At 68.0% G+C, this 18,802-nt stretch carries 16 protein-coding genes; 5 read left to right on the forward strand and 11 right to left on the reverse strand.

Annotated features, from left to right (window positions below; translation table 11 throughout):
- Positions 1-34: 34 nt before the first annotated feature.
- From HWX39_RS15105 to HWX39_RS15135, 7 genes are all read right to left on the reverse strand, one after another.
- The gene (locus HWX39_RS15105) at positions 35-511 is read right to left on the reverse strand and encodes a hypothetical protein (protein WP_175968823.1); all 477 of its coding nucleotides are present in this window, start codon (positions 509-511) and stop codon (positions 35-37) included.
- Between the two features lie 148 nt (positions 512-659).
- Positions 660-872 carry a hypothetical protein gene (locus HWX39_RS15110; protein WP_034180511.1) on the reverse strand — a complete coding sequence of 71 codons (213 nt, stop codon included), beginning with the start codon at positions 870-872 and terminating at the stop codon, positions 660-662.
- 141 nt (positions 873-1,013) lie between these two features.
- Positions 1,014-2,393 (reverse strand): type III secretion system inner membrane ring subunit SctD, encoded by a 1,380-nt coding sequence (gene sctD, locus HWX39_RS15115; RefSeq protein WP_175968824.1) that lies wholly within the window; start codon positions 2,391-2,393, stop codon positions 1,014-1,016.
- The gene (sctC, locus tag HWX39_RS15120) at positions 2,374-4,410 is read right to left on the reverse strand and encodes a type III secretion system outer membrane ring subunit SctC (protein WP_069260412.1); all 2,037 of its coding nucleotides are present in this window, start codon (positions 4,408-4,410) and stop codon (positions 2,374-2,376) included. The genes sctD and sctC overlap by 20 nt, the downstream gene beginning before the upstream one ends.
- Positions 4,410-4,688, reverse strand: a complete 279-nt coding sequence (sctS, locus tag HWX39_RS15125; protein WP_006480854.1) for a type III secretion system export apparatus subunit SctS — start codon at positions 4,686-4,688, stop codon at positions 4,410-4,412. Before sctS ends, sctC begins: the two co-directional genes overlap by 1 nt.
- Positions 4,685-6,892, reverse strand: a complete 2,208-nt coding sequence (gene sctV, locus HWX39_RS15130) for a type III secretion system export apparatus subunit SctV (protein WP_175968825.1) — start codon at positions 6,890-6,892, stop codon at positions 4,685-4,687. The genes sctS and sctV overlap by 4 nt, the downstream gene beginning before the upstream one ends.
- A gap of 234 nt (positions 6,893-7,126) precedes the next feature.
- Positions 7,127-7,975, reverse strand: coding sequence for an autoinducer binding domain-containing protein (locus HWX39_RS15135; protein WP_069260414.1), 849 nt, complete (start codon positions 7,973-7,975; stop codon positions 7,127-7,129).
- A gap of 282 nt (positions 7,976-8,257) precedes the next feature.
- Between HWX39_RS15135 and HWX39_RS15140 the strand changes: the two genes are divergently transcribed.
- Positions 8,258-9,163, forward strand: a complete 906-nt coding sequence (locus tag HWX39_RS15140; protein WP_069261202.1) for a LuxR family transcriptional regulator — start codon at positions 8,258-8,260, stop codon at positions 9,161-9,163.
- A 112-nt stretch (positions 9,164-9,275) separates the two neighbouring features.
- Here the strand turns inward: HWX39_RS15140 and HWX39_RS15145 are convergent, their stop codons facing one another.
- Both HWX39_RS15145 and HWX39_RS15150 read right to left on the reverse strand, forming a co-directional pair.
- Complete coding sequence (locus tag HWX39_RS15145; protein ID WP_175968826.1) at positions 9,276-10,922, reverse strand: Nramp family divalent metal transporter; 1,647 nt, start codon at positions 10,920-10,922, stop codon at positions 9,276-9,278.
- A gap of 116 nt (positions 10,923-11,038) precedes the next feature.
- Positions 11,039-11,176 carry a hypothetical protein gene (locus HWX39_RS15150; RefSeq protein WP_165765561.1) on the reverse strand — a complete coding sequence of 46 codons (138 nt, stop codon included), beginning with the start codon at positions 11,174-11,176 and terminating at the stop codon, positions 11,039-11,041.
- Between the two features lie 1,080 nt (positions 11,177-12,256).
- On the opposite strand from HWX39_RS15150, the gene HWX39_RS15155 reads away from it, so the two are divergent.
- Together HWX39_RS15155 and HWX39_RS15160 are read left to right on the forward strand one after the other, a co-directional pair.
- Entirely contained in the window at positions 12,257-12,526 is a 270-nt protein-coding gene (locus HWX39_RS15155; RefSeq protein WP_175968827.1) for a hypothetical protein, read from the forward strand.
- 110 nt (positions 12,527-12,636) lie between these two features.
- Entirely contained in the window at positions 12,637-14,124 is a 1,488-nt protein-coding gene (locus HWX39_RS15160) for a carbohydrate porin (RefSeq protein ID WP_175968828.1), read from the forward strand.
- Positions 14,125-14,220: 96 nt separating this feature from the next.
- Here the strand turns inward: HWX39_RS15160 and treA are convergent, their stop codons facing one another.
- Both treA and HWX39_RS15170 read right to left on the reverse strand, forming a co-directional pair.
- Entirely contained in the window at positions 14,221-16,011 is a 1,791-nt protein-coding gene (gene treA, locus HWX39_RS15165; RefSeq protein ID WP_175968829.1) for an alpha,alpha-trehalase TreA, read from the reverse strand.
- A gap of 136 nt (positions 16,012-16,147) precedes the next feature.
- On the reverse strand, positions 16,148-16,777 hold the full coding sequence (locus tag HWX39_RS15170; RefSeq protein WP_175968830.1) for a TetR/AcrR family transcriptional regulator: 630 nt from the start codon (positions 16,775-16,777) through the stop codon (positions 16,148-16,150).
- An 86-nt stretch (positions 16,778-16,863) separates the two neighbouring features.
- On the opposite strand from HWX39_RS15170, the gene HWX39_RS15175 reads away from it, so the two are divergent.
- A complete protein-coding gene (locus HWX39_RS15175; RefSeq protein ID WP_175968831.1) occupies positions 16,864-17,175 on the forward strand; it encodes a darcynin family protein in 312 nt (103 codons plus the stop codon).
- A 51-nt stretch (positions 17,176-17,226) separates the two neighbouring features.
- Positions 17,227-18,615, forward strand: coding sequence for an MFS transporter (locus HWX39_RS15180; protein WP_175968832.1), 1,389 nt, complete (start codon positions 17,227-17,229; stop codon positions 18,613-18,615).
- The last annotated feature ends 187 nt before the right edge of the window (positions 18,616-18,802 follow it).

The raw sequence follows: 18,802 nt of genomic DNA on the forward strand, positions 1-18,802 counted from the left end.
CGCGTGAGGCCGCACTCGGCCCGCACGCGCGCTTTCACTCCTGCGTCTTCAGCACCGTGTGCGTGAAGCCGTTCGCCGCCTGCGCGACCGACAGGCTCAACTGGTATTCCGAAATCGTGGTGGTCGCCGTCCACTGAAAATCCATCGCCTTCACCATCGTCATCATCGGATCGCTGCGGCTGTCGGCCATCGACGTCAGCATCTCGCTGCGATGCTTGTCGATGTTCGCGTACCGCGCGTCGAGATCGTTGCCGTAGGTACGCAACCGCTCGACGAGCGACGACGGGTTCGCCTGCGCGGGCGTCATCTGCACGGCCGGCGACGCATCGGCCGGTGCGCGCGACATCGCGACGCCCGACGAAGACGGCGGCGGCGCTGGTGAAGCGCCCGGCTGCATCAACGCATCGAACTGGCGCACCTGCGCCGGATCGGACGCCGTGCCCGTTTGCTGCGCGGTCCCCGCGAGCGCGGCCGCGCCCGGCGGCGCCGCGCCTACGCCTGTCACTGACATGTCCATGCCCTCCTCGAAAAGCAGGCGCCGGACCGGATCGGTCGGGCCCGCCCGGAACCGGCCGGCCGGCACGCGCACCGCCGCCACCGGGCGCCCGTCGCGGGCACGCCCGGCGCACAACGGCGCGCGGCGTGGCCGGCGGCCGGCGTCATGCGCGGCCGGCCGAGCTCAGGTGTTGCGCGACCTGGGCGTTCGCCGTCCCCTCCTGCGCAGTCACGGCGTTGCTGGTTTCGAACGTCGCGGTCGACTGCTGGACCTGGAAGTTGATCTTCGTCAGTTCGAGCTGCGTCTTGGTCAGGTCGTCCGCCTGCTGCTGGACCTGGTTCGTGTTGGTTGCACCACCTGCTGCCTGCGTACCCATGTTGCGCTCCTTTACGTGAACGTCATCCACCTGGCGACGGAAGCCCCATGCCCCGCCGTCGACGTGGGGCGCCGCACGCTCGCGACGCCCCGCGTAATGCGCGCACCGCGCGCCGCGCGATGCGCATGACCTGTCACGACGCTAGTGCGCCGCGTCCTTCGATGCGCGTTGCGCCGCGGCACCGGCCGGCGCGGCATCGGCCGCCGCGGCATCGGACGGCAAACCATCCGGCAACGACGTCGGCACCGGTTGCGCGATCCCTGCCGCCGCGCCGCTCGCGAGCGGCGCCACGGGCGGCGCCGGAACCTGCTCGGGCGCATGCGCCGACGGGCCGCCGAGCGGCATCGTGATGCGCTGGCCGTTGCGCTCGAACACGACTTCGTCCGGGCCGATCGACACGACCGTCGCGCCCTCCTTCAGCCGCGCGCCCTCGAAATAGCGGCTGCCGTCGGCGGTCTCGATGTAGCGCTGGTCGCCGTCGCCGGCGAACACGGTCGTGATCTCCGGAATCCCCGCCGTGCCGCCGAGCGTCGTCGCGGTGCGCGGCGCGCCCGCGTCGGCATCGCGCACGTGATCGACCACCTCGAGCGCCGGACGCGCATCCTTCATGTAGTTGCGGATACGCGGTTCGATCTGCGCGCGCGCGGCCGCGCCCGTCAGCTCGATCCGGCCGCGGCCGAGATACGCGACCGTCAGCGCCGTGTCGCTGAAATAGGTCTGCGCGGTCGCGACCAGGTCGCTGACTACGTAGATGTTGCCGAGCGCCGCGTTGTCGACGCCCGCGACGATCTGCGCGACGCGTTCGCGCGCGGCCGGATCGCTCACGTAGCCCGACACGATCACGCCGTCGTCGCGCGGCGCGACGGCCAGCTCCGGGTACGCGCGCAGCAGTTGCTGCAGCCGGTGCGTGCGCGCGAGCACCGATTCGTGCTGCCACGGCAGGCGCCCCGACCACGTGACGAAACCGTAGCCGAGCGCGCCGAGCAGCACGCCGAGCCACAGCGCGACCAGCGCGATCACGAGCCGCCGGCTGCCGAGGCGGCGCAGTCCGCCCGCGAGCCAGCCGAGCCACGCCGCCTCGCGCGCGGGGTCCGGCGTGCCGGCTTCATCCGGCAGCGCGACGCTCGCCTGCGCGTGCCGCGCGATGCCGAGCCGGATCGAGCCGACCGTCACGACGTCGTGCGGCGTCAGCGAGCGGCGGCCCGCGCCGAGCGGCTCGTCGTTGAACAGGACCGGTGCGCCGGCGTCGCCGCCGTGGTTCTGCACGGTCACCGCGAGCGCGCCGACCTGCAGGCACACCTGTTTCGCGCCAATCTCGCGATCGGGCAGGATCACCTCGCAGTCGGCCGCGGTGCCGACCCAGTTCGCGCCGCGCGCGAGCGACATCGTGCGGCCGTACATCGGCCCGCTCAGGAAGCACAGGTTCCACGGCGACGCGGGCGCGGCCGAACCGGCCCCCGCGCCTCCCGCGCCGCCGGGCAATGCACCGTCGCCGTGCGGATCAATGATGGTCGTCGACATGCGGGGTAACTCCTGCGGTCGTCGCCGCCGGCTGCGACGCCGAACCCGACGGCGGCGGCAACGCGGGCGGCCCGAACTTCGTGCCGGGCAGCGGCTTCGGCGTCAGCGGCACCGCGACGTCGTTGTCCGGCGGCCGGTACATCGACATCCCTTCCGGACTGGCCGGCCCGTCGGCGCCCGGGTTCACCGGCGAGCCGTCGGGCGCATACATCGACGCGGTCGTCACCACGCGCGGCGTCAGCAGGTAGAACCGCTCCATGTGGTTGCCCGACTTGTCGGTGTACTTGAACAGATTGCCGATCAGCGGAATGTCGGACAGCCAGGGCACGCCGCTCTTGTTCAGCCGCACCTCGTCGTCGTTGAAACCCGCGATCAGCAGGCTCTTGCCTTCGTCGATCATCGTCTTGGTGACGATGTTGCGCTGCTGGATCACCGGCACGTTCGACACGGCCTGCCCCGGCACGATGTTGCCGTCCTGGATGTCGATCGACATCATCACGCTCTGCGGGTTGCCGGATACGGCGGCCGCATTGCGGATCGCCTCGTCGACGATCATCGGCGTCACCTTGATGCTCGTGCCGGTCGTCACGCTGTACAGCGACGAATCCTGGTAGCCCGGCACCTGCACGTAGAACTGCGTGAGGTTCTCGAGGATCGCCTCGGTGTTGTCGAGCGCGAGCACCTTCGGCTTCGATCGCAGCTGCGCCTGCCCCTTCTGCGCGAGCGCGTTCACGCGCGTGAGCAGGTAGTTGCGCAGCGACCCGCCGATCGACGCGGTCAGCGCGATGCCGGTCGGCATGAAGGTGCCCGTCTGCCCGGTTTCCGACGTGCCGATCCCGAACGTCAGCGGCGGATTGCCGCTGCCGTTGTACTGCGTGTTGCCGTTCAGCGCATTCTGGCCATTGCCGATCTGCACGTCGCCGTGCGTCGTGTGCAGGCGCCAGTCGATCCCGAGGCTGTCGAGCGAATCCTCGTTGATGTCGATGATCGTCACGTTGATCTCGACGATGCGCGGCCGCTCGTCGAGCTGGCCGATCAGCGACTGGTAGCGGTACATGTTCTCCGGCAGGTCGCGCACGATCACCGCGTTGATCGCCGGGTCGGCGACGATCTGCGGCAGCGTGTCGCCGCCGCCGTTCGAGAACGGCGAGAACCCGCCGCCCATGCTGCCGTCGCCGGCATAGCCGCCCGAACGCGGGCCGCCGGAGATGTCGGGGAAATCGAGGCGCGGCACCGCGATCGTCAGCCCCGAGCCGAGCTTCACCTGGCGCGCGGCCTGCCCGAGCGACGGGTTCGACGGCGCCGCGGTCGTGTCGGCCGCCTTGCCGAACAGCCGCCGCAGGATCGTCGCGACGCCCGGCACCGTCACTTCCTTGCCGGAGCGGTTGATCGTGAAATCCGACGCCCAGCCGTACTTGAGCCGGAACGCGCGGATGTCCGCGTGCGCGCCGTTCGCCGACGGGTCGCCGACCGAGCCCACCGCCTGCCGCACGAGTTCGACGTAGCGGCGCGGGCCGGCCACGTACACGCTGTTCGCGCGGTCGTTGATCACCAGCGTGTAGCGCTTGTCGGGGATCTGCATGGCCTGCAGCGCGCGGCCGATTTCTCCGGAGGCATTCGGCGGGATCGGGATCATCTGCGTCTGCGACTGGTCGGCCGGATCGACGTACAGGAACGATCCGTCGTAGTACCAGGTCAGGCCGTAGGTCGAGCAGATCGTATCCAGCGTCTGCTGCGGCGTACCGGAGAAGCGGCCGCTGATCACGCCGTCGACCTTCGGGTCGACCACCGCCGTCACGCCCTGCGACGACGCGAGCTCGCGGATGAAGTCGCCGATCTTCTTGCCGTTCGCGACGATCGTGAACGGCTTGTTGCGCCAGCGCAGGTCCGCGGCGCGCGCGGGCTGCGCGGGCGCCATGCACAGCGATGCCGCGAGCAGCGCGCTCGCGCACACGGCAAGCGCGGCCCGTTGCAGGCTGCGCGGTTGAAACCGGATCGAGGCGACGCGTCGACGCATCAAAGCACTCCTGTGGAAGAAACGAACATGCGTTCCAGCGCCTGCTGCGCGAAACGCAGCACTTCGCCGCCGAGCCAGCCCGACAGCAGCACGAGGGCGACCATCACGGCGATCAGCCGCACCGCGATGCCGATATTGGCGTCCTGCACCTGCGTGACGGCCTGCAGAATCGCGACGACGAGGCCGGTGACGGTGGCGATCAGCACGATCGGCAGCGACAGCAGCAGCACGAGCATCAGCGCCTGCCGCGTCAGGTCGAGGATCGTCGAGCTGGTCATTGCACGGCTCCCGGCACGCGCACGTCGGCGCCCGCGCCGACCGTCCCGTCGTCCGGCGGGTTCTTGACCCAGCCGACCGTATGCAGCTGCACGTCCTCCTCGACCTCCTGGTACGACAGCACCGCGAGGTCGGGCAGCACCGGCTGCAGGATCGTCTTCACGTAGCGGCGCGCGCCGAGCGCGACCATCACCGCGAGCCGCGCGGCGCCCTGCGCAGTGCCGTGACCGCCGGGGCCGGCCGCCTGCGCGGCCTGCACGATCGCGCGCACCTGCTCGCCGATGTCCTGCTTGACCGCGCTCGACAGCGCGAGGAAATTCCCCTGCTTCGTGCGCATCACCGCACGCTCGATCCGCTCCTGCAGGTTCTGCTCGAACAGCACGACCCGCAGCTGGCGCGTCGTGCCCGCATGGCGGTCGGTGATCATCCGGCGCAGGTCGACACGCACGAGTTCGACCAGCGCGATCACGTCGTCGGGTTCGTTCGGCGCCCACGTGATCAGGCTCTCGAAGATCACGCGCAGATTGCGGATCGGCACCTGTTCCGCCAGCAGCCGGCGCAACACCTCGGTCACGCGCTGCAGCGGCACGAGCCGCGTCAGTTCGCCGACGAGCTCCGGGTGATCGCGGCGCACCAGATGCACGAGCGCCTGCGTCTCCTGGATCCCGAGCAGTTCGTCCGCATGCTGGCGCACGATCTGCTCGACGTGCGCGGCGAGCGCGCCTTCGCTCGACAGCCACCTGCCGTCGGGCGCGGCGCCGTCGGGCTTGATCCACAGCGCGGTCGCGAACGGGCCGAACGCTTCGGCCGGCTGGCGCTCCGCGCGCTCGGGCAGCGGCGCGACACCGTCCCACAGCAGCCAGCCCGGCTTCAGCGCGCCTTGCGCGGCGAGCACGTCCTGCAGGTAGATCCGGTACGTGCCGGCCGCCGCGCCTTCGTCGTCGTTCAGCGTGATGCGCGGGAACACCGTGCCGATGTCCGCGTCGACGCGCGCCTTCGCGCTCGACAGCGCGGCCTGCAGGTGCGCCAGGTTCAGGCTCGTGCGCAGGTCGTCGGACAGCGACACCGCGATCAGCGACGTGACGCCGGCCGCATGCGACACCTTCGCGGGCTGGCCGTCGTCGACCGCGCCGACGCGCCCCGCGACATGAATCAGGTTGAAGCTCGGCGCGGCCGTCTTGCGCCTGAGCTGCGAGAACGCGAACGCGCCGAGGCCGAGCGCGATCAGCGCGAACGACCATTTCGGAAAACCGGGTACGACGAGAAAACCGCTCAGCACGAACGCCGCGATCAGCAATGCGCGCGGATGCGCGCCCAGCTGCTCGCCGAGCTGTTCGCCGAGCTGGCGCTGCCGTGCATCGCGGGTCGCGACACGCGTCGTCACGATGCCGGCCGCGATCGACACGAGCAGCGACGGGATCTGCGACGCCATCCCGTCGCCGACCGTCAGGATCGCGTAACGTTGCAGCGCTTCCCCGATATCCATGCCGTGCATCAGCGTGCCGACCGCGATCCCCGCGACGATGTTGATGAACGCGATCACGAGGCCGGCGATCGCGTCGCCCTTCACGAACTTCATCGCGCCGTCCATCGCGCCGTGCATCTGCGATTCCTGCTCGAGCTTCTCGCGGCGTTCGCGCGCTTCGTCGGCGCTGATGATGCCCGCGCGCAGGTCCGCGTCGATGCTCATCTGCTTGCCCGGCATCGCATCGAGCGAGAAGCGCGCGCCGACCTCGGCCACCCGCTCCGAGCCCTTCGCGATCACGATGAACTGCACGACGGCGATCACGAGGAACACCACGCCGCCCACCACGACGTTGTTGCCCACCACGAGCCGCCCGAATGCGTCGATCACGTGACCCGCGTTCGCATGCAGCAGGATCAGCTTGCACGACGCGATGTTCAGCGCGAGCCGGAACAGCGTCGTGAACAGCAGCAGCGCCGGAAACGACGAGAAGCTGACCGCCGACGGCACGTAGGTCGACACCGTCAGCAACACGACGCTCGCGGCGAGATTCAGCGAGATCATTCCGTCGAGCGCGGCCTGCGGCAGCGGCAGGATGAACAGCGCGACGACCGCGACGATGAACGTCGCGAGAAACAGGTCGGCGCGCGGCGATGCGCCCCCGAGGCGCCGTCCGGACACGCCGCGGCCAGCGGAAAACAACCGCTGCCAGTCGCGGGGGAGCGCCTTCGGTTCTGCCATCGTGCCGTCGTCCTGTCGTTATTGCCTGCTGGTACGGGCAACCCTGCCCCATGTCGCACGGACCGTTGAATGGGACGAGTGTAGCGACGGGGAACGACGGAAAAAGGCACGCGCCTCGTAGCGTGAAAGCGCGTTTTCCGGCCACGATCGAATCGGACTACGAAACCCGGCGGCACGTTCCGGCACGCGCCGCCGGAACCGCTTCCATCGCGCGCCGGGCCGCCGGCGCGCGCGTCAGGCGGACGTCAGGTCGGACGGCATCCGCCGTGCGGCGAGGTACGCGAGTTGCGCACGGTTCTGCACGTTGAAGAGTTTTTCGAGCGAGCGAATATGGTGACCGACCTTGTGCAGCGACGTGCGCAGCGCGCTCGCGATCTCCTGATCGGACAGCCCGTGCACGAGGCGGTCGAGCACCTGCTGCTGTTCGTCGCCGAGCGCAAAGCCGCGCATGCGCGCGACGCGCGCCTCGAGGAACGGCAGCGCGACGCGATGCACGGCAAGGCTGACCGACAACGCGCCGCCGATCACGCGATCGTCGATCCAGTCGGTGCCGTGCGTCTCCGACGTCAGGTTCACCGCGACACGCAGGTCGAGGCGCGGCGCCGACAGCCCGAAGATCACGCCGCTGTTCATCGCGTGCGCGCGCAGATGGCCGGCAAGCGCGAGCACCTTGCGGTCGCCGCTGCCCTGCGCGGCCGCTTCGATCTCGTCGAGCCGCCACGCGACCGGAAAGCCGCTCTGCCGCACCTGCGCGAAACGCGGGTCGCTTTCGTAGAGCATGCCTTCGATGAACGGCTGCATGAATGTCGCCGGCGCGAGGTCGCGCAGCAGGTGCGCGCACAGGATGCGCCGCCCGATCATTTCGTACGCGCCGTAACCGAGCGTGCTGAATCCGATTTGCCGCAATCGCGCATGGCATTGCGCGAAATCGACCGATGCGAAGTCGGATTTACCTGGCGTAATTTGCAAGCCGGTAAAAACGTCGCGCTCGATTGACTGATATTCGCTCGAATAAGCGGCAGCCGCCGTTATATCGGCTTGTGAGAACCACTCGACGCGTGGTGCGCCGTCAGCATGTGTCATGAGGAGCCCGCCCTTTCCCAATATGTGAAACTGCGCCCCGTCACGATCTGGTCTTTTCTTTAGGATTTTCTGGTCGTCGTTATACGCGTGCGAATATGAAACTTTCACCGCGATTAGTATTACGGCATATTACGCGCACCGACGCATTTTTGTACAATGCCCCCGCGTTTCGTCAGGGATGACGATCGGCGCATATCACACGATGCTCGATCGCACCGCCGCGAATGCCGTACACGATACGGCCGCCGCCAGGCGATGCGCGTCGATTCCGAGGGATGGCTCATGTCCGATATTGCATTGCATGAAGAAGCGGTCGCCTCAACCATTGCCCGTCCGTCGCACGGGCTGAACGCGCGCCCCGACGTGCTGCGGGAGCGCCCGGTGCAGGTCGTCTGGTGCGACGACGTGAAGCGCGGCGAGCTCACGCAGCCGCATGCGCCGAAGCTCGGCGTCGCCGATACGCTCGCGCACGCGCAGAGCACGGCCGAGCGCAACCGGATCGTCGCGAGCCTGCTGCATCTGACGGGTTTCTCGACGTTCGCGTACTTCGCACTCGAATTCGCGCACGAGCGGGTCGAAAGCCTCTACCTGCACGAAGCCTTCACGCCGGCCACCTATCGCGGCGACTACGTGCGGCACAACCATCACGACGTCGATCCGCGCACGCTCGGCGCACGCGTGTGCAACATGCCGATCGTGTGGGACCTGCAGCAACTACGCCGCGACCACCGCGAGCACGACGCCGGCCCGCGCGCGACGCCCGCCGCGCTCGACGGCTTCCTGCAGACGATGCAGGACGACGGGATGTGCAGCGGCATCATGTATTCGATGGCCGTGCCCGGCACGCGTCTGCACGCGTTCATGAGCTTCACCGCGCCGCGCCGCACGCGCGAATGGATCACGCCGGCGACGATCGAGCAGGCGCTGTCGATCGGGCTGTCGGTGCACAAGTTCGCGTCGCCGCAACTGATCTCGACGTCGCGCGAACGCGCGGTAAACGGGCTCACGCCGTTCGAGCAGGAACTGCTGCTCGGCATCGCCGAAGGCGCGTCCGACAAGGAGATCGGCCGGCGCCTCGACACCAGCGCGCACAACGTCGACTATCACCTGCGCAAGCTGCGCAAGCGCTTCGGCGTCGCAAACCGGATCCAGCTCACGTACCTGACGTCGAAGCTCGAACTGATCTGACGTCGCGCCGCGTGCCGTCGTCACACGCGTCGGTAAACGCACATGCCGGCCTCGCGGGCCGGCATGTGCGGGTGGCGGCGCGGTGCCGCTTGCGGTCGAGCGAGCCGCCGCGTTACTTCAGCAGCGTCATCTGCACCACCTTGACGATCACGAGACCGACCGCGATCACGAGATAGCCGCGCAGCACGGCCATCCAGATCCGCGTCACGAGCGTCATGTTCTGCGGCTCGAGCGTGTCGAGCGGCGGCATGCGCCACGTGTCGCGCAACGAGCGATCGACGGCCGGCTCGACCACGCGCTTGTTGCGGCGAATCAATACCGTGGCGAGATAGCCCGTGATCGCGAGCACGGTGCCGCCGACCAGCACGTCGACGATCGCTTCGCCGCTGATATCCGGATACATCACCGACGCCGTGAGGATGATCGACAGCAGCACGAGCACCCAGATCACCGCGCCCGTGAACACGTTGAGCTTCGTCGAATTGACCCAGGGCCCAAGCACCTGGCGGTCATTGCACAGCACCAGCAGGAACACCGTCGCGCTCGGCAGCAGCACGCCCGCGAGCGTCTGCACGGCTTCGGTCAGCAGGCCGAGCGGGCTGCCCGGAATCAGCACGAGCGTGGCCGCGGCCGCGACGATGCCGAAATACACGAGATAGAAACCCTTCGCATCGGACACGCCGCGGTGCAGCGAGTGGCGGATCTTGAACACGTCGCCGATGGCATAGGCCGTCGACAGCGAGACGGCCGCCGCGCCGATGATGCACGCGTCGAGCAGCGCCACCGCGAACAGCGTCGCGCTCGTGCGGCCCGCATACTTCTCGAGGCCCGCGATGATGCCGCTCGCATCGGTAAAGTTGCCGGCTTCCGGATGCCCGTTGAACAGCGCGGCGCTGAAACCGATCATGGCGACCGCACCGACCAGCACGAACACGATACCGATCCACAGGTCGGCCTTTTCATACTTCATGAAGCGCGGCGTGATGCGCTTGTCGATCACGTAGCTCTGCTGGAAGAACAGCTGCCATGGCGCGACGGTCGTGCCGACGATGCCGATCACGAGCAGCATCACGTCAGACAGCTTCGCGTGCGCGGGCCAGTTCGGCACGAAGAAATCGCGCGTCATCTGTGCGACGGGCGGGTGGATCGACACGAGCACCGGCACGAGCAGCAGGCTCAGCACGCACAGCCCGATCGCGAACCGCTCGAAGCGCCGGAAATCCCCGGTACTCACCGCGGCCATGGTCAGCGCCGCGGCCACGCACACGCCGGCCACCTTTGGCAGCCCGAAGAAATCCAGCACGAACGTGATGCCGATGAACTCGGTGACGATGGTGAGCGCATTGAGCAGGAACAGGTCGATCACGCTGAACGCACCCCAGAACTTGCCGAAGCGCTCGAAGATCAGGCGGGCATGGCCGACACCCGTGACCGCGCCGAGACGCAGCACCATTTCCTGGTTCACGTACAGCACCGGCACGAGCAGCAGCAGCGTCCACAGCAGCGTCGTGCCGTAGTTCTGGCCGGCCTGCGTGTAGGTGCCGAATGCGCCGGCGTCGTTGTCGCCGACCATCACGATGAGGCCCGGGCCGATGATCGCGAGCAGCGTGCGCAGGCGCGCCCACCACGTGCCGCGCGAGCCGGTGTCGTGATGCGCGATCGTCCCGAGCGCACCGCGGATGTCGCCCAGGTGGGCTTCGTCGAGCACGGCGCTGCGTTCGGCGGCGATCGGTGGAGAAACGTTGGATGGCGTGGACATGATGTGTTCCGTACGGCGAATGGTTATCTGGTGAGCAAGCGATCTTGGAATGCGCGCGGGGCGACCGCTCGACGGCGGCCGCGTGTGCGCATGCCGAGACGCGCTCGGTGCGTCGTTCAGCGGATCAAGGATTTCAGCTGGTTCAACAGGCGGGAAAACACCCGCGGACGGGCGTCGAGCGTCAGCATCGCGTCGTAGTGGTTGCGCGATTCCGTGACGTGCGGGAGATTCGACAGCAGAAGGCCGAAGTTCATGATCTGGCTCCGTGCGGCGACGGCAGGCTGCCGGCCGCGTGTTGGGCGCGGGGCCAGTCCGGGGCCTGAACGGTGTGTCAGGCTAGTCGGCCGGATTGCCCCTGCGACCCGGGTTCAAAAGGGTCTGTGCGTACAACGGGCATAAGGGACAACTGTCACTGTCGTTCATGGCGGCTCCTGTGCGGTGTTCCGGAGAACACGGTTGACCGCCGCCAGGCGTGCGGGCCGGCACGCGCGAGCCCCGGAAAGGCGTGCGCGAACGCGGCCGCCTGCCGGGCGGCGGTGAAACCGGACGGCGCATGCGAAGACGCATCACGCTAACCGGCGCGAATCAGGGTGCACGTAGGAATTTGCTGCGGAATACTGCTGCGCGCACCGTTTGCCTGGGAGACAAACGGCGGCTTCGATGAGGCGCGGACGTCGGTCGCTCAGGCGGAAATTTCGTTCGAAGATCGACTACTGCAGGCGTCCAAGGCGGCGGCCCCAAGAGTGAAGATGGCGGATTCTATGGACGGCCCGAAAGCGAAGTCAACCCCTCCCAACCCCATTTTCCGAAATAAATTTCGTACCTTGCGGCGCTGAAAGACTTGCCCTTGAAACGACGCGCCGAAACCTTTCAGCGCGTCACGACGCGGTCAGGATCCGATGTGTGCGAACAACGGCGTGGCGCCCCGCCGCCGTCTCGTCGTTCCGCCCTCGCGCCGTTGCCGCGCCCCGCCGCGCACATGGCGACACGCACGCCAAGCACGGCGCCTTTTGCGCGTTTTTTACTTGCGCCGCAGCAAACGACCCGAATACAATCCGCCGCAATTCATCACAGGAGTCCCTCCGTGGACACATGCTCTAGTTGCAGTTCGATGCCGGTCCAGGCCGGCCAAGCCATCGCGAGATAGCAGCCAGACGCATGTCTTACGCCGCTATCTCGCATTCGTCGGGTTAGCGCGCTTCCTCCCGGGCCGGCCATCGCCGGTTCGTCCGTTGCACGCTCCATTACGTTCCACCCTCCGATCGCAGGCCGCGTCACGCGCCCGCGCTCGATCACGTCGTCCGGCGCGAGCCGGACGGGACGGAGGCAGCGTCATGTTTCTTCAATCGTTCGCGGTCAGACTCAAGCGCATCGTGCATCTCGCATGCGACCGCTCATTCGTTTCCGGCCTCTCGCCGCTCGCCCACGCGTTCAGCAACTGGCGCGTTACGGCACTCGCCCACGTGCCGGCGGCGCCTCGCCCGCTCGACTGTCTGCTGTTCGCCGTGATGGCCGCCGCGGTCGCGCTCGTCGCGCTGCTGTGCTCGGCCGCGTCGCGCCTCGGCTTCGCGCAGGTATGGCGAATCGGCGGCTGGCTGCCGTAACGCCCCGTCGCGCCGCCGCGCCAGGTGCCGCCGCGCGATCGTCTCGCCGCGCACCCGCATCACGTTTTCGTTTCTTCAGCCTAACTAATCAAACCGACAACGGAACCCACATGAAGCACTACCTCGAACCCGTCCCGCGCCAGTTCCGCGTCAATGCACTCGCCGCGCTGCTGCTGTCGCTCGCCGCCGCGCCCGCGTTCGCGCAATCGTCGCCGCCGGCAGCAGCTGAACCGGCGGCCGGCGCCAGCGACGCCGCCGCGCCCGCACAACAGGCCGCCGATGCTGCCGCGCCCGCCCCCACCGGCTTCTGGGAGCGCTCGAACCTGCTCGGCAACATGGGCGGCCTGCGCGACAGGCTCGGCGACCACGGCATCACGCTGAGCCTGCAGGAAACCAGCGAGTACCTGTACAACACGTCGGGCGGCACGAATCGCGGCGGCGCGTACCAAGGGCTCACGCAATTCAGTTTCAACGTCGATACGGGCAAGGCGATCGGCCTGCCGGGCGGCACGTTCAACGTGTCGGCGCTGCAGATTCACGGCACCAACCTCACACAGCGCTACCTGCAGACGCTGCAGACCGCGACCGGCATCGAGGCGAATTCGACCACGCGCCTTTGGGAACTCTGGTACCAGCAGTCGCTGCTCGACGGCAAGGTCGACGTGAAGGTCGGCCAGCAGAGCGTCGACCAGGAATTCATGGTGAGCCAGAACGCGGCGACGTTCATGAACGCGACGTTCGGCTGGCCCGTGCTGCCGTCGACCGACCTGCCGGCCGGCGGCCCCGCGTATCCGCTGTCGTCGCTCGGCGTGCGGCTGCGCGTGAAGCCGGCCGATGCGTGGACTGCGATGGTCGGCGTGTTCGACGGCAACCCGGCCGGACGCAGCGACGGCGATGCGCAGGTGCTGAACGCGCACGGCACCAACTTCAACCTGCGCAGCGGCGCGTTCGTGATCGGCGAAGTGCAGTACGCACTGAACGCGCCGCCCGCCGACCCGAAGGCGCCGCAGCCGGCCGGCCTGCCGGGCACGTACAAGCTCGGCTTCTGGTATCAGTCGCAGCATGCGAACGACCCGCGCTACGGCACCGACGGCCTGTCGCTCGCGAATCCGGAGAGCAACGGCATCGCCGCCACCCACCGCGGCAACTACGGGTTCTATGCGGTCGCGGACCAGATGGTGTGGCGGCCGTCGGCCGACAGCCCGCGCTCGGTCGGCGTGTTCGCGCGCGTGATGGGTGCGCCGGGCGATCGCAATATCATCGATTTCGCCGCCAACGCCGGCGTGACGCTGAAGGCGCCGTTCAAGGGACGCGACAACGACGTCGCAGGCATCGCCGTCGGCTACGCGAAGATCGGCTCGCATGCGCGCGGCCTCGACGGCGACACCGGCGTCTACACGACGCCCGGCTATCCGGTACGCCGTGCGGAAACGGTCGTCGAGGCGACCTACCAGTACCAGGTCACCCCGTGGTGGCAACTGCAAGCGGACCTGCAGCACTTCTTCCGCCCGGGCGGCGGCATCCCGAACCCGAACGCGGCCGGTGCGCGCATCGGCGACGAAACGGTGGTCGGCGTGCGCACGACGATCACGTTCTAACGCAAGCCTGACGCAAAACCGGGCCGGACGGCCGCTTGCGCGGCAGTCCGGCTCGTGCGTTCTCGCGCGACGCAGGCGCGCGGCCCGCGCCGCGCTTCACTCGCCGTACAGCCCGAGCAGTTTCAGCGTGACGCCGTTGGTCCAGCCGAAACCGTCCTGCAGCGGATATTCGCCGCCCCCGCCGCCGCCCGTGCCGGCACCTTCGACCACGTACTTCTCGACGAGCTTGCCTTCGGTCGCGTACACATGCTTCACGTCGGACAGGAAGCGCGTGCCGATGTCCTTCGCGAGCGCCGGTTCGCCATAGCGCCGCAGCCCGTCGATCGCGATCCACTGCAGCGGCGCCCAGCCGTTCGGCGCATCCCACTGCTGCCCCGTGTTCTCGGTGGTCGTCGCGAGACCGCCCGGCTGCAGCAGCGTCTTGCGCACCTCGCGCGCGGTCGCCTTCGCGCGCTCCGGCCACGCAACACCCGCGAACAACGGATACAGCGCGGCGGCCGTCACGGCGTCGCGCGGCTTGCGCTGCTGCCAGTCGTAGTCGCCGTAGTAGCCGCGGCGATTCCACAGATAGCGGTTGATCGCGGCCGCACGCCGGGCCGCGCGCGCTGAAAAATCGGTCACGCATGCGACATCGCGCGTGACCGCGCAGCCCTTCACGATCGTCGTCTCGAGATGGAACATCAGGCTGTTCAGGTCGACCGGCACGATCGACGTCGTGCGGATCGTCGCGAGCGTCTTGCCGTCGCCGAACCAGCGCGAGCTGTAGTCCCAGCCGCTTTCGGCGCCCGCGCGCAGGTCGCGGTAGACCTCGTTCGCAGGACGCGCCGGCGCCGACTTCGCGGTCGTCACGTCCTCGAGATACGACTCGTCGCGCGGGGTATCGCTCGCGTCCCAGTAGCGGTTCAGCACCGCGCCGTCGGGCATCGTGACCACGTGGCGCACGGCCTGCCCGCGCGGCGTCGTGGTTTCGCCCTGCATCCAGTACGCATGTTCCTTGCGCAGTTCCGGCAGGTATTTCCGATAGACCTCGTCGCCTTCGGCCTGCGCGGCGAGCGTCACCATGTACGCGAAGAACGGCGGTTGCGAGCGGCTCGCGTAGTACGTGCGGTTGCCGTTCGGGATGTGCCCCATCGTGTCGATCAGATGGGCGAAGTTGTCGAGCATGTTGTCGACGAGATCCTCGCGACCCGACACCTGCAGCCCGAGCATCGTGAAATAGGTATCCCAGTAGTAGCCTTCGCGGAAACGGCCACCCGGCACGACATACGGCTTCGGCAGCGGGATCAGCGAGCTGTAGGGCGGCACCGTCGTGCTCGTGCGCGTGAGCTGCGGCCACAGCCAGTCGATGTGCTGGCGCAGCGTCTGGTTCGGCGGCGGCGTCACGCCGCCTTCGGGTGGCGGCGTGAAATGCTGGCCGACGAACGCCTTCAGCGAGAAGCCCGGCTGCGATTTCTGTTGCTGATACAACTGTACGATCGTCGCCGGATCGCTATCGGGCGTCGCGTCGACGAAGGTCTTCTGGTCGGGATAGATCTGCGCGGTCTGCACCGCGACGAACAGGTCGCCATAGAGTTGGCTCGGCGGCGGCAACAGCGTGCCTGATGCGGGGACGGCAACCGCGGCCGTGGCGGGCGGAGCCGACTGGGCAGTTGCCTGTGCGGCGGCCTGGTTCGTGTTGTCGGCCTGTGCGGCGCAGCCGGCAACGGCAAGATACGCGACGGCCAATGCGGCGGCCCAGCGAAGACGCGGCACGGGCGGCGGTGAGCGACGGGGCGGGAAATGCGTAGAGAAGCGGCTTGAAAAGCGGGCTGGGAAGCCGGCCGAGAAGCAGGCTGAAAAGTGGGCTGAAAAGCGCGATGCGATCGATGCGGCACGACGTGACGTCATGACGTGTCCCCTCCTTTGGATGGTGAGTGGGTCGGCACGAGGTCTCGTTCGCGCGCGCGCTCGTCTCGATGGCCCTCGATCGATGCGCGTCGTTTGGTGGTGCGAGTAGGTCGGAATGTCGCACGAAACGTGCACATCAAGCAAGTTTCGATTCGCGCGACTCGCGCAGATAACCGCGCATGGCCCGCCACACGCGCGCGTCGAGCGCATCCGCATCGGTCTCTCCGCGCGCGCCCGCCGCATCGACGATCCCTTTCACGATCGCGAGCAGATCGTGCGCGACGACGTCGGGCGCCGCGACGCGCGGCGCATCGCGCAGCCCGAGCGCATGCAGCAGCGTCGCGTGGATACGATCCACGACGCGTGCGGTGCGCGCGCCGAGCGGCAGCCGCGCCTCCTCGAAATCGATCAGCCGCGCGAGCACGGGACGGCGCATCTGGTGCGCGACGGCCGCGCGTACCAGTGCGCGCAGTACGTCGTCGCACGACGACAGCGCGCCAGCCCGGTCGACGTCGTCGAGCAGATGCGCGCTCTCGCGCTCGACGAGCGCGGCCGTCAGCGCATCGCGATTCGGGAAGTACTGATAGAGCGAACCGATGCTCACGCCGGCCAGCGCCGCGACCGCGTTCGTCGTGTAGCCGTCGAAGCCGTCGCGCTCCAGAATGCGAGCGGCGGCCTCGACGATCGCGTCGACGGTGGCCAGCGAGCGACGCTGGCGCGGCGCCTTGCGAGGCGACAGCGGGATTCGTGAAGACGATTCGGCCATGGTCGGAATGCGAGTTTCGAATATGAGCAAACGCTCATATTCTAGAAACACCCTTCCGCCCCGGCAAACCGCAACCTCGCCCACCCTTGTTCATCGCCGTGACGACGCGCCCCGAATGGCTCGGCGTCCCCATGCCGGAGCGCTTGCGGCCGCTGTGCGAATACAGCGCGCCGATCCGCGAAACGCGAGGCGAACACGCGTCGCTGCGCCGCTACGCCGCCGCGTTCTACGCGGCACGCGTGATCGATAGGTGTATCGGAGCCGAGCAGGATCACCGCGCATGGGAACGCGCGATCCCGGCGCGATGCAAGCGCCGCGTTTCTGCAGTCGTTCTTTTCTTGGCGTCCGCCAACAAAGACGACTGTTGCAACATGCGGAACAACTGTTGTCGTACGTGACTCAACGGTCACAATGTGGGCATAATGGCGTCTTTACCGCGCGCCCAGCCCATGTCGCCCGTCTTTCTAGCACCGCTCATCGTTGCCTGTGCGTTGTTCATGGAAAGCGTCGACGCGAACATCATCGTCACCGCCCTTCCCGCGATGGCGAGGGATTTCGGGCACAACCCCGTCACATTGAACATTGCGATCACGGCCTACGTGGTCGGGCTCGGCGTGTTCATTCCGATCTGCGGCTGGCTGGCCGACCGCTTCAGCGCACGCTCCGTGTTCCGCACCGCGATCGGGATCTTCGTCGTCGGCTCGCTGATGTGCGCGGCATCCAGTTCCCTCGGCGTGCTCACGTTCGCGCGCTTCATCCAAGGCGTCGGCGGTGCGATGATGGTGCCCGTCGGCCGCATCATCATCTTCCGCGCCGTGCCGCGCTCGGATCTCGTGCGCGCGATGAACTACCTCGCGATTCCCGCCCTGTTCGGGCCCACGGTCGGGCCGCTGGTCGGCGGCTTCATCACGACCTACCTGCACTGGCGGATGATCTTCTTCATCAACGTGCCGATCGGCATCTACGGGATCTACCTCGCGAGCAAGCACATCGCGAATACGCGCGAGCCCGATCCGGGCCCGCTCGACTGGTTCGGCTTCGTGCTGTCGGCCAGCGGCGCCGCGCTGCTGCTGATGGGTCTCACGCTGATCGACGGCTCGCTCACGTCGCGCTCGAACGCGCTCGTCATGTGCGTGGCCGGTACCGCCCTGCTCGCGCTCTACGTGCCGTATGCGCGCCGCAAGGAGCGCCCGGTGCTCGACCTCAGCTTCCTCAAGATCCCCACCTATCACGCGAGCGTGGTCGGCGGGTCGCTGTTCCGTATCGGCCTCGGCGCGGTGCCGTTCCTGCTGCCGCTCGCGCTGCAGGAAGGGCTCGGCATGAGCGCGTTCCATTCGGGGCTCATCACGTGCGCGTCCGCGTTCGGCGGCGCCATGAGCCGCTCGACGGCCACTCATACGCTGCGCCGCTTCGGCTTCCGCACGGTGCTGATCTACAACGCGGCATTCGCGGGCCTCGCGATCGCCGCCTACGGCGTGTTCCATCCCGGCATGGCGACCTGGGCGATCTGGCTGATCGTGCTCGTCGGCGGCATCTTCCCCGCGCTGCAGTTCACGAGCCTGAACTCGATGATCTACGCGGACATCTCGCCGCGGGACGCCGGCCGCGCGACGAGCCTCGGCAGCGTCGTGCAGCAGATGTCGCTCGGCCTGGGCGTGACGGTCGCCGGCCTCGTGCTGCACATTTCGCACTGGCTGCAAGGTCATCAGAAGATGGTGTGGTCGGATTTCTGGCCCGCGTTCGTCGTGGTCGGGCTGTGCTCGTTCGCGTCGATTCCGATCACGCGGCGGCTGCCGCCCGGCGCCGGCGACGAAGTCGCGCGCGGCAAGCGGCAATAACGCGCCGACAGACGAACGGGAAAAGACGGAAGGGAACGCGGCTCGCGAAGCAAACCGGACAATACAAAAAAATCAGCGGACATCCACACGGGGCCGGTGCACAGCCGCATGGATGTCCGCTCAGGGCTCCGGGTCTCCCGATGGGGGTTGAGAATCCCGGATTCGCTTCCTGCGTGCCATGGACATA

The sequence above is a fragment of the Burkholderia sp. BCC0322 genome, from assembly GCF_902833045.1.
GTDB lineage: Bacteria > Pseudomonadota > Gammaproteobacteria > Burkholderiales > Burkholderiaceae > Burkholderia.

What these genes read in the sequence shown, in the direction of transcription:
- HWX39_RS15180 (WP_175968832.1), top strand. Translation starts at nt 17,227, where the DNA reads ATGTCGCCCGTCTTTCTAGCACCGCTCATCGTTGCCTGTGCGTTGTTC.
- HWX39_RS15155 (WP_175968827.1), top strand. Translation starts at nt 12,257, where the DNA reads ATGTTTCTTCAATCGTTCGCGGTCAGACTCAAGCGCATCGTGCATCTC.
- HWX39_RS15135 (WP_069260414.1), bottom strand. Translation starts at nt 7,975, where the DNA reads ATGACACATGCTGACGGCGCACCACGCGTCGAGTGGTTCTCACAAGCC.
- HWX39_RS15170 (WP_175968830.1), bottom strand. Translation starts at nt 16,777, where the DNA reads ATGGCCGAATCGTCTTCACGAATCCCGCTGTCGCCTCGCAAGGCGCCG.
- treA (WP_175968829.1), bottom strand. Translation starts at nt 16,011, where the DNA reads ATGACGTCACGTCGTGCCGCATCGATCGCATCGCGCTTTTCAGCCCAC.
- HWX39_RS15140 (WP_069261202.1), top strand. Translation starts at nt 8,258, where the DNA reads ATGTCCGATATTGCATTGCATGAAGAAGCGGTCGCCTCAACCATTGCC.
- sctV (WP_175968825.1), bottom strand. Translation starts at nt 6,892, where the DNA reads ATGGCAGAACCGAAGGCGCTCCCCCGCGACTGGCAGCGGTTGTTTTCC.
- sctC (WP_069260412.1), bottom strand. Translation starts at nt 4,410, where the DNA reads ATGCGTCGACGCGTCGCCTCGATCCGGTTTCAACCGCGCAGCCTGCAA.
- HWX39_RS15110 (WP_034180511.1), bottom strand. Translation starts at nt 872, where the DNA reads ATGGGTACGCAGGCAGCAGGTGGTGCAACCAACACGAACCAGGTCCAG.
- HWX39_RS15160 (WP_175968828.1), top strand. Translation starts at nt 12,637, where the DNA reads ATGAAGCACTACCTCGAACCCGTCCCGCGCCAGTTCCGCGTCAATGCA.
- HWX39_RS15150 (WP_165765561.1), bottom strand. Translation starts at nt 11,176, where the DNA reads ATGAACTTCGGCCTTCTGCTGTCGAATCTCCCGCACGTCACGGAATCG.
- sctD (WP_175968824.1), bottom strand. Translation starts at nt 2,393, where the DNA reads ATGTCGACGACCATCATTGATCCGCACGGCGACGGTGCATTGCCCGGC.
- sctS (WP_006480854.1), bottom strand. Translation starts at nt 4,688, where the DNA reads ATGACCAGCTCGACGATCCTCGACCTGACGCGGCAGGCGCTGATGCTC.
- HWX39_RS15105 (WP_175968823.1), bottom strand. Translation starts at nt 511, where the DNA reads ATGTCAGTGACAGGCGTAGGCGCGGCGCCGCCGGGCGCGGCCGCGCTC.
- HWX39_RS15145 (WP_175968826.1), bottom strand. Translation starts at nt 10,922, where the DNA reads ATGTCCACGCCATCCAACGTTTCTCCACCGATCGCCGCCGAACGCAGC.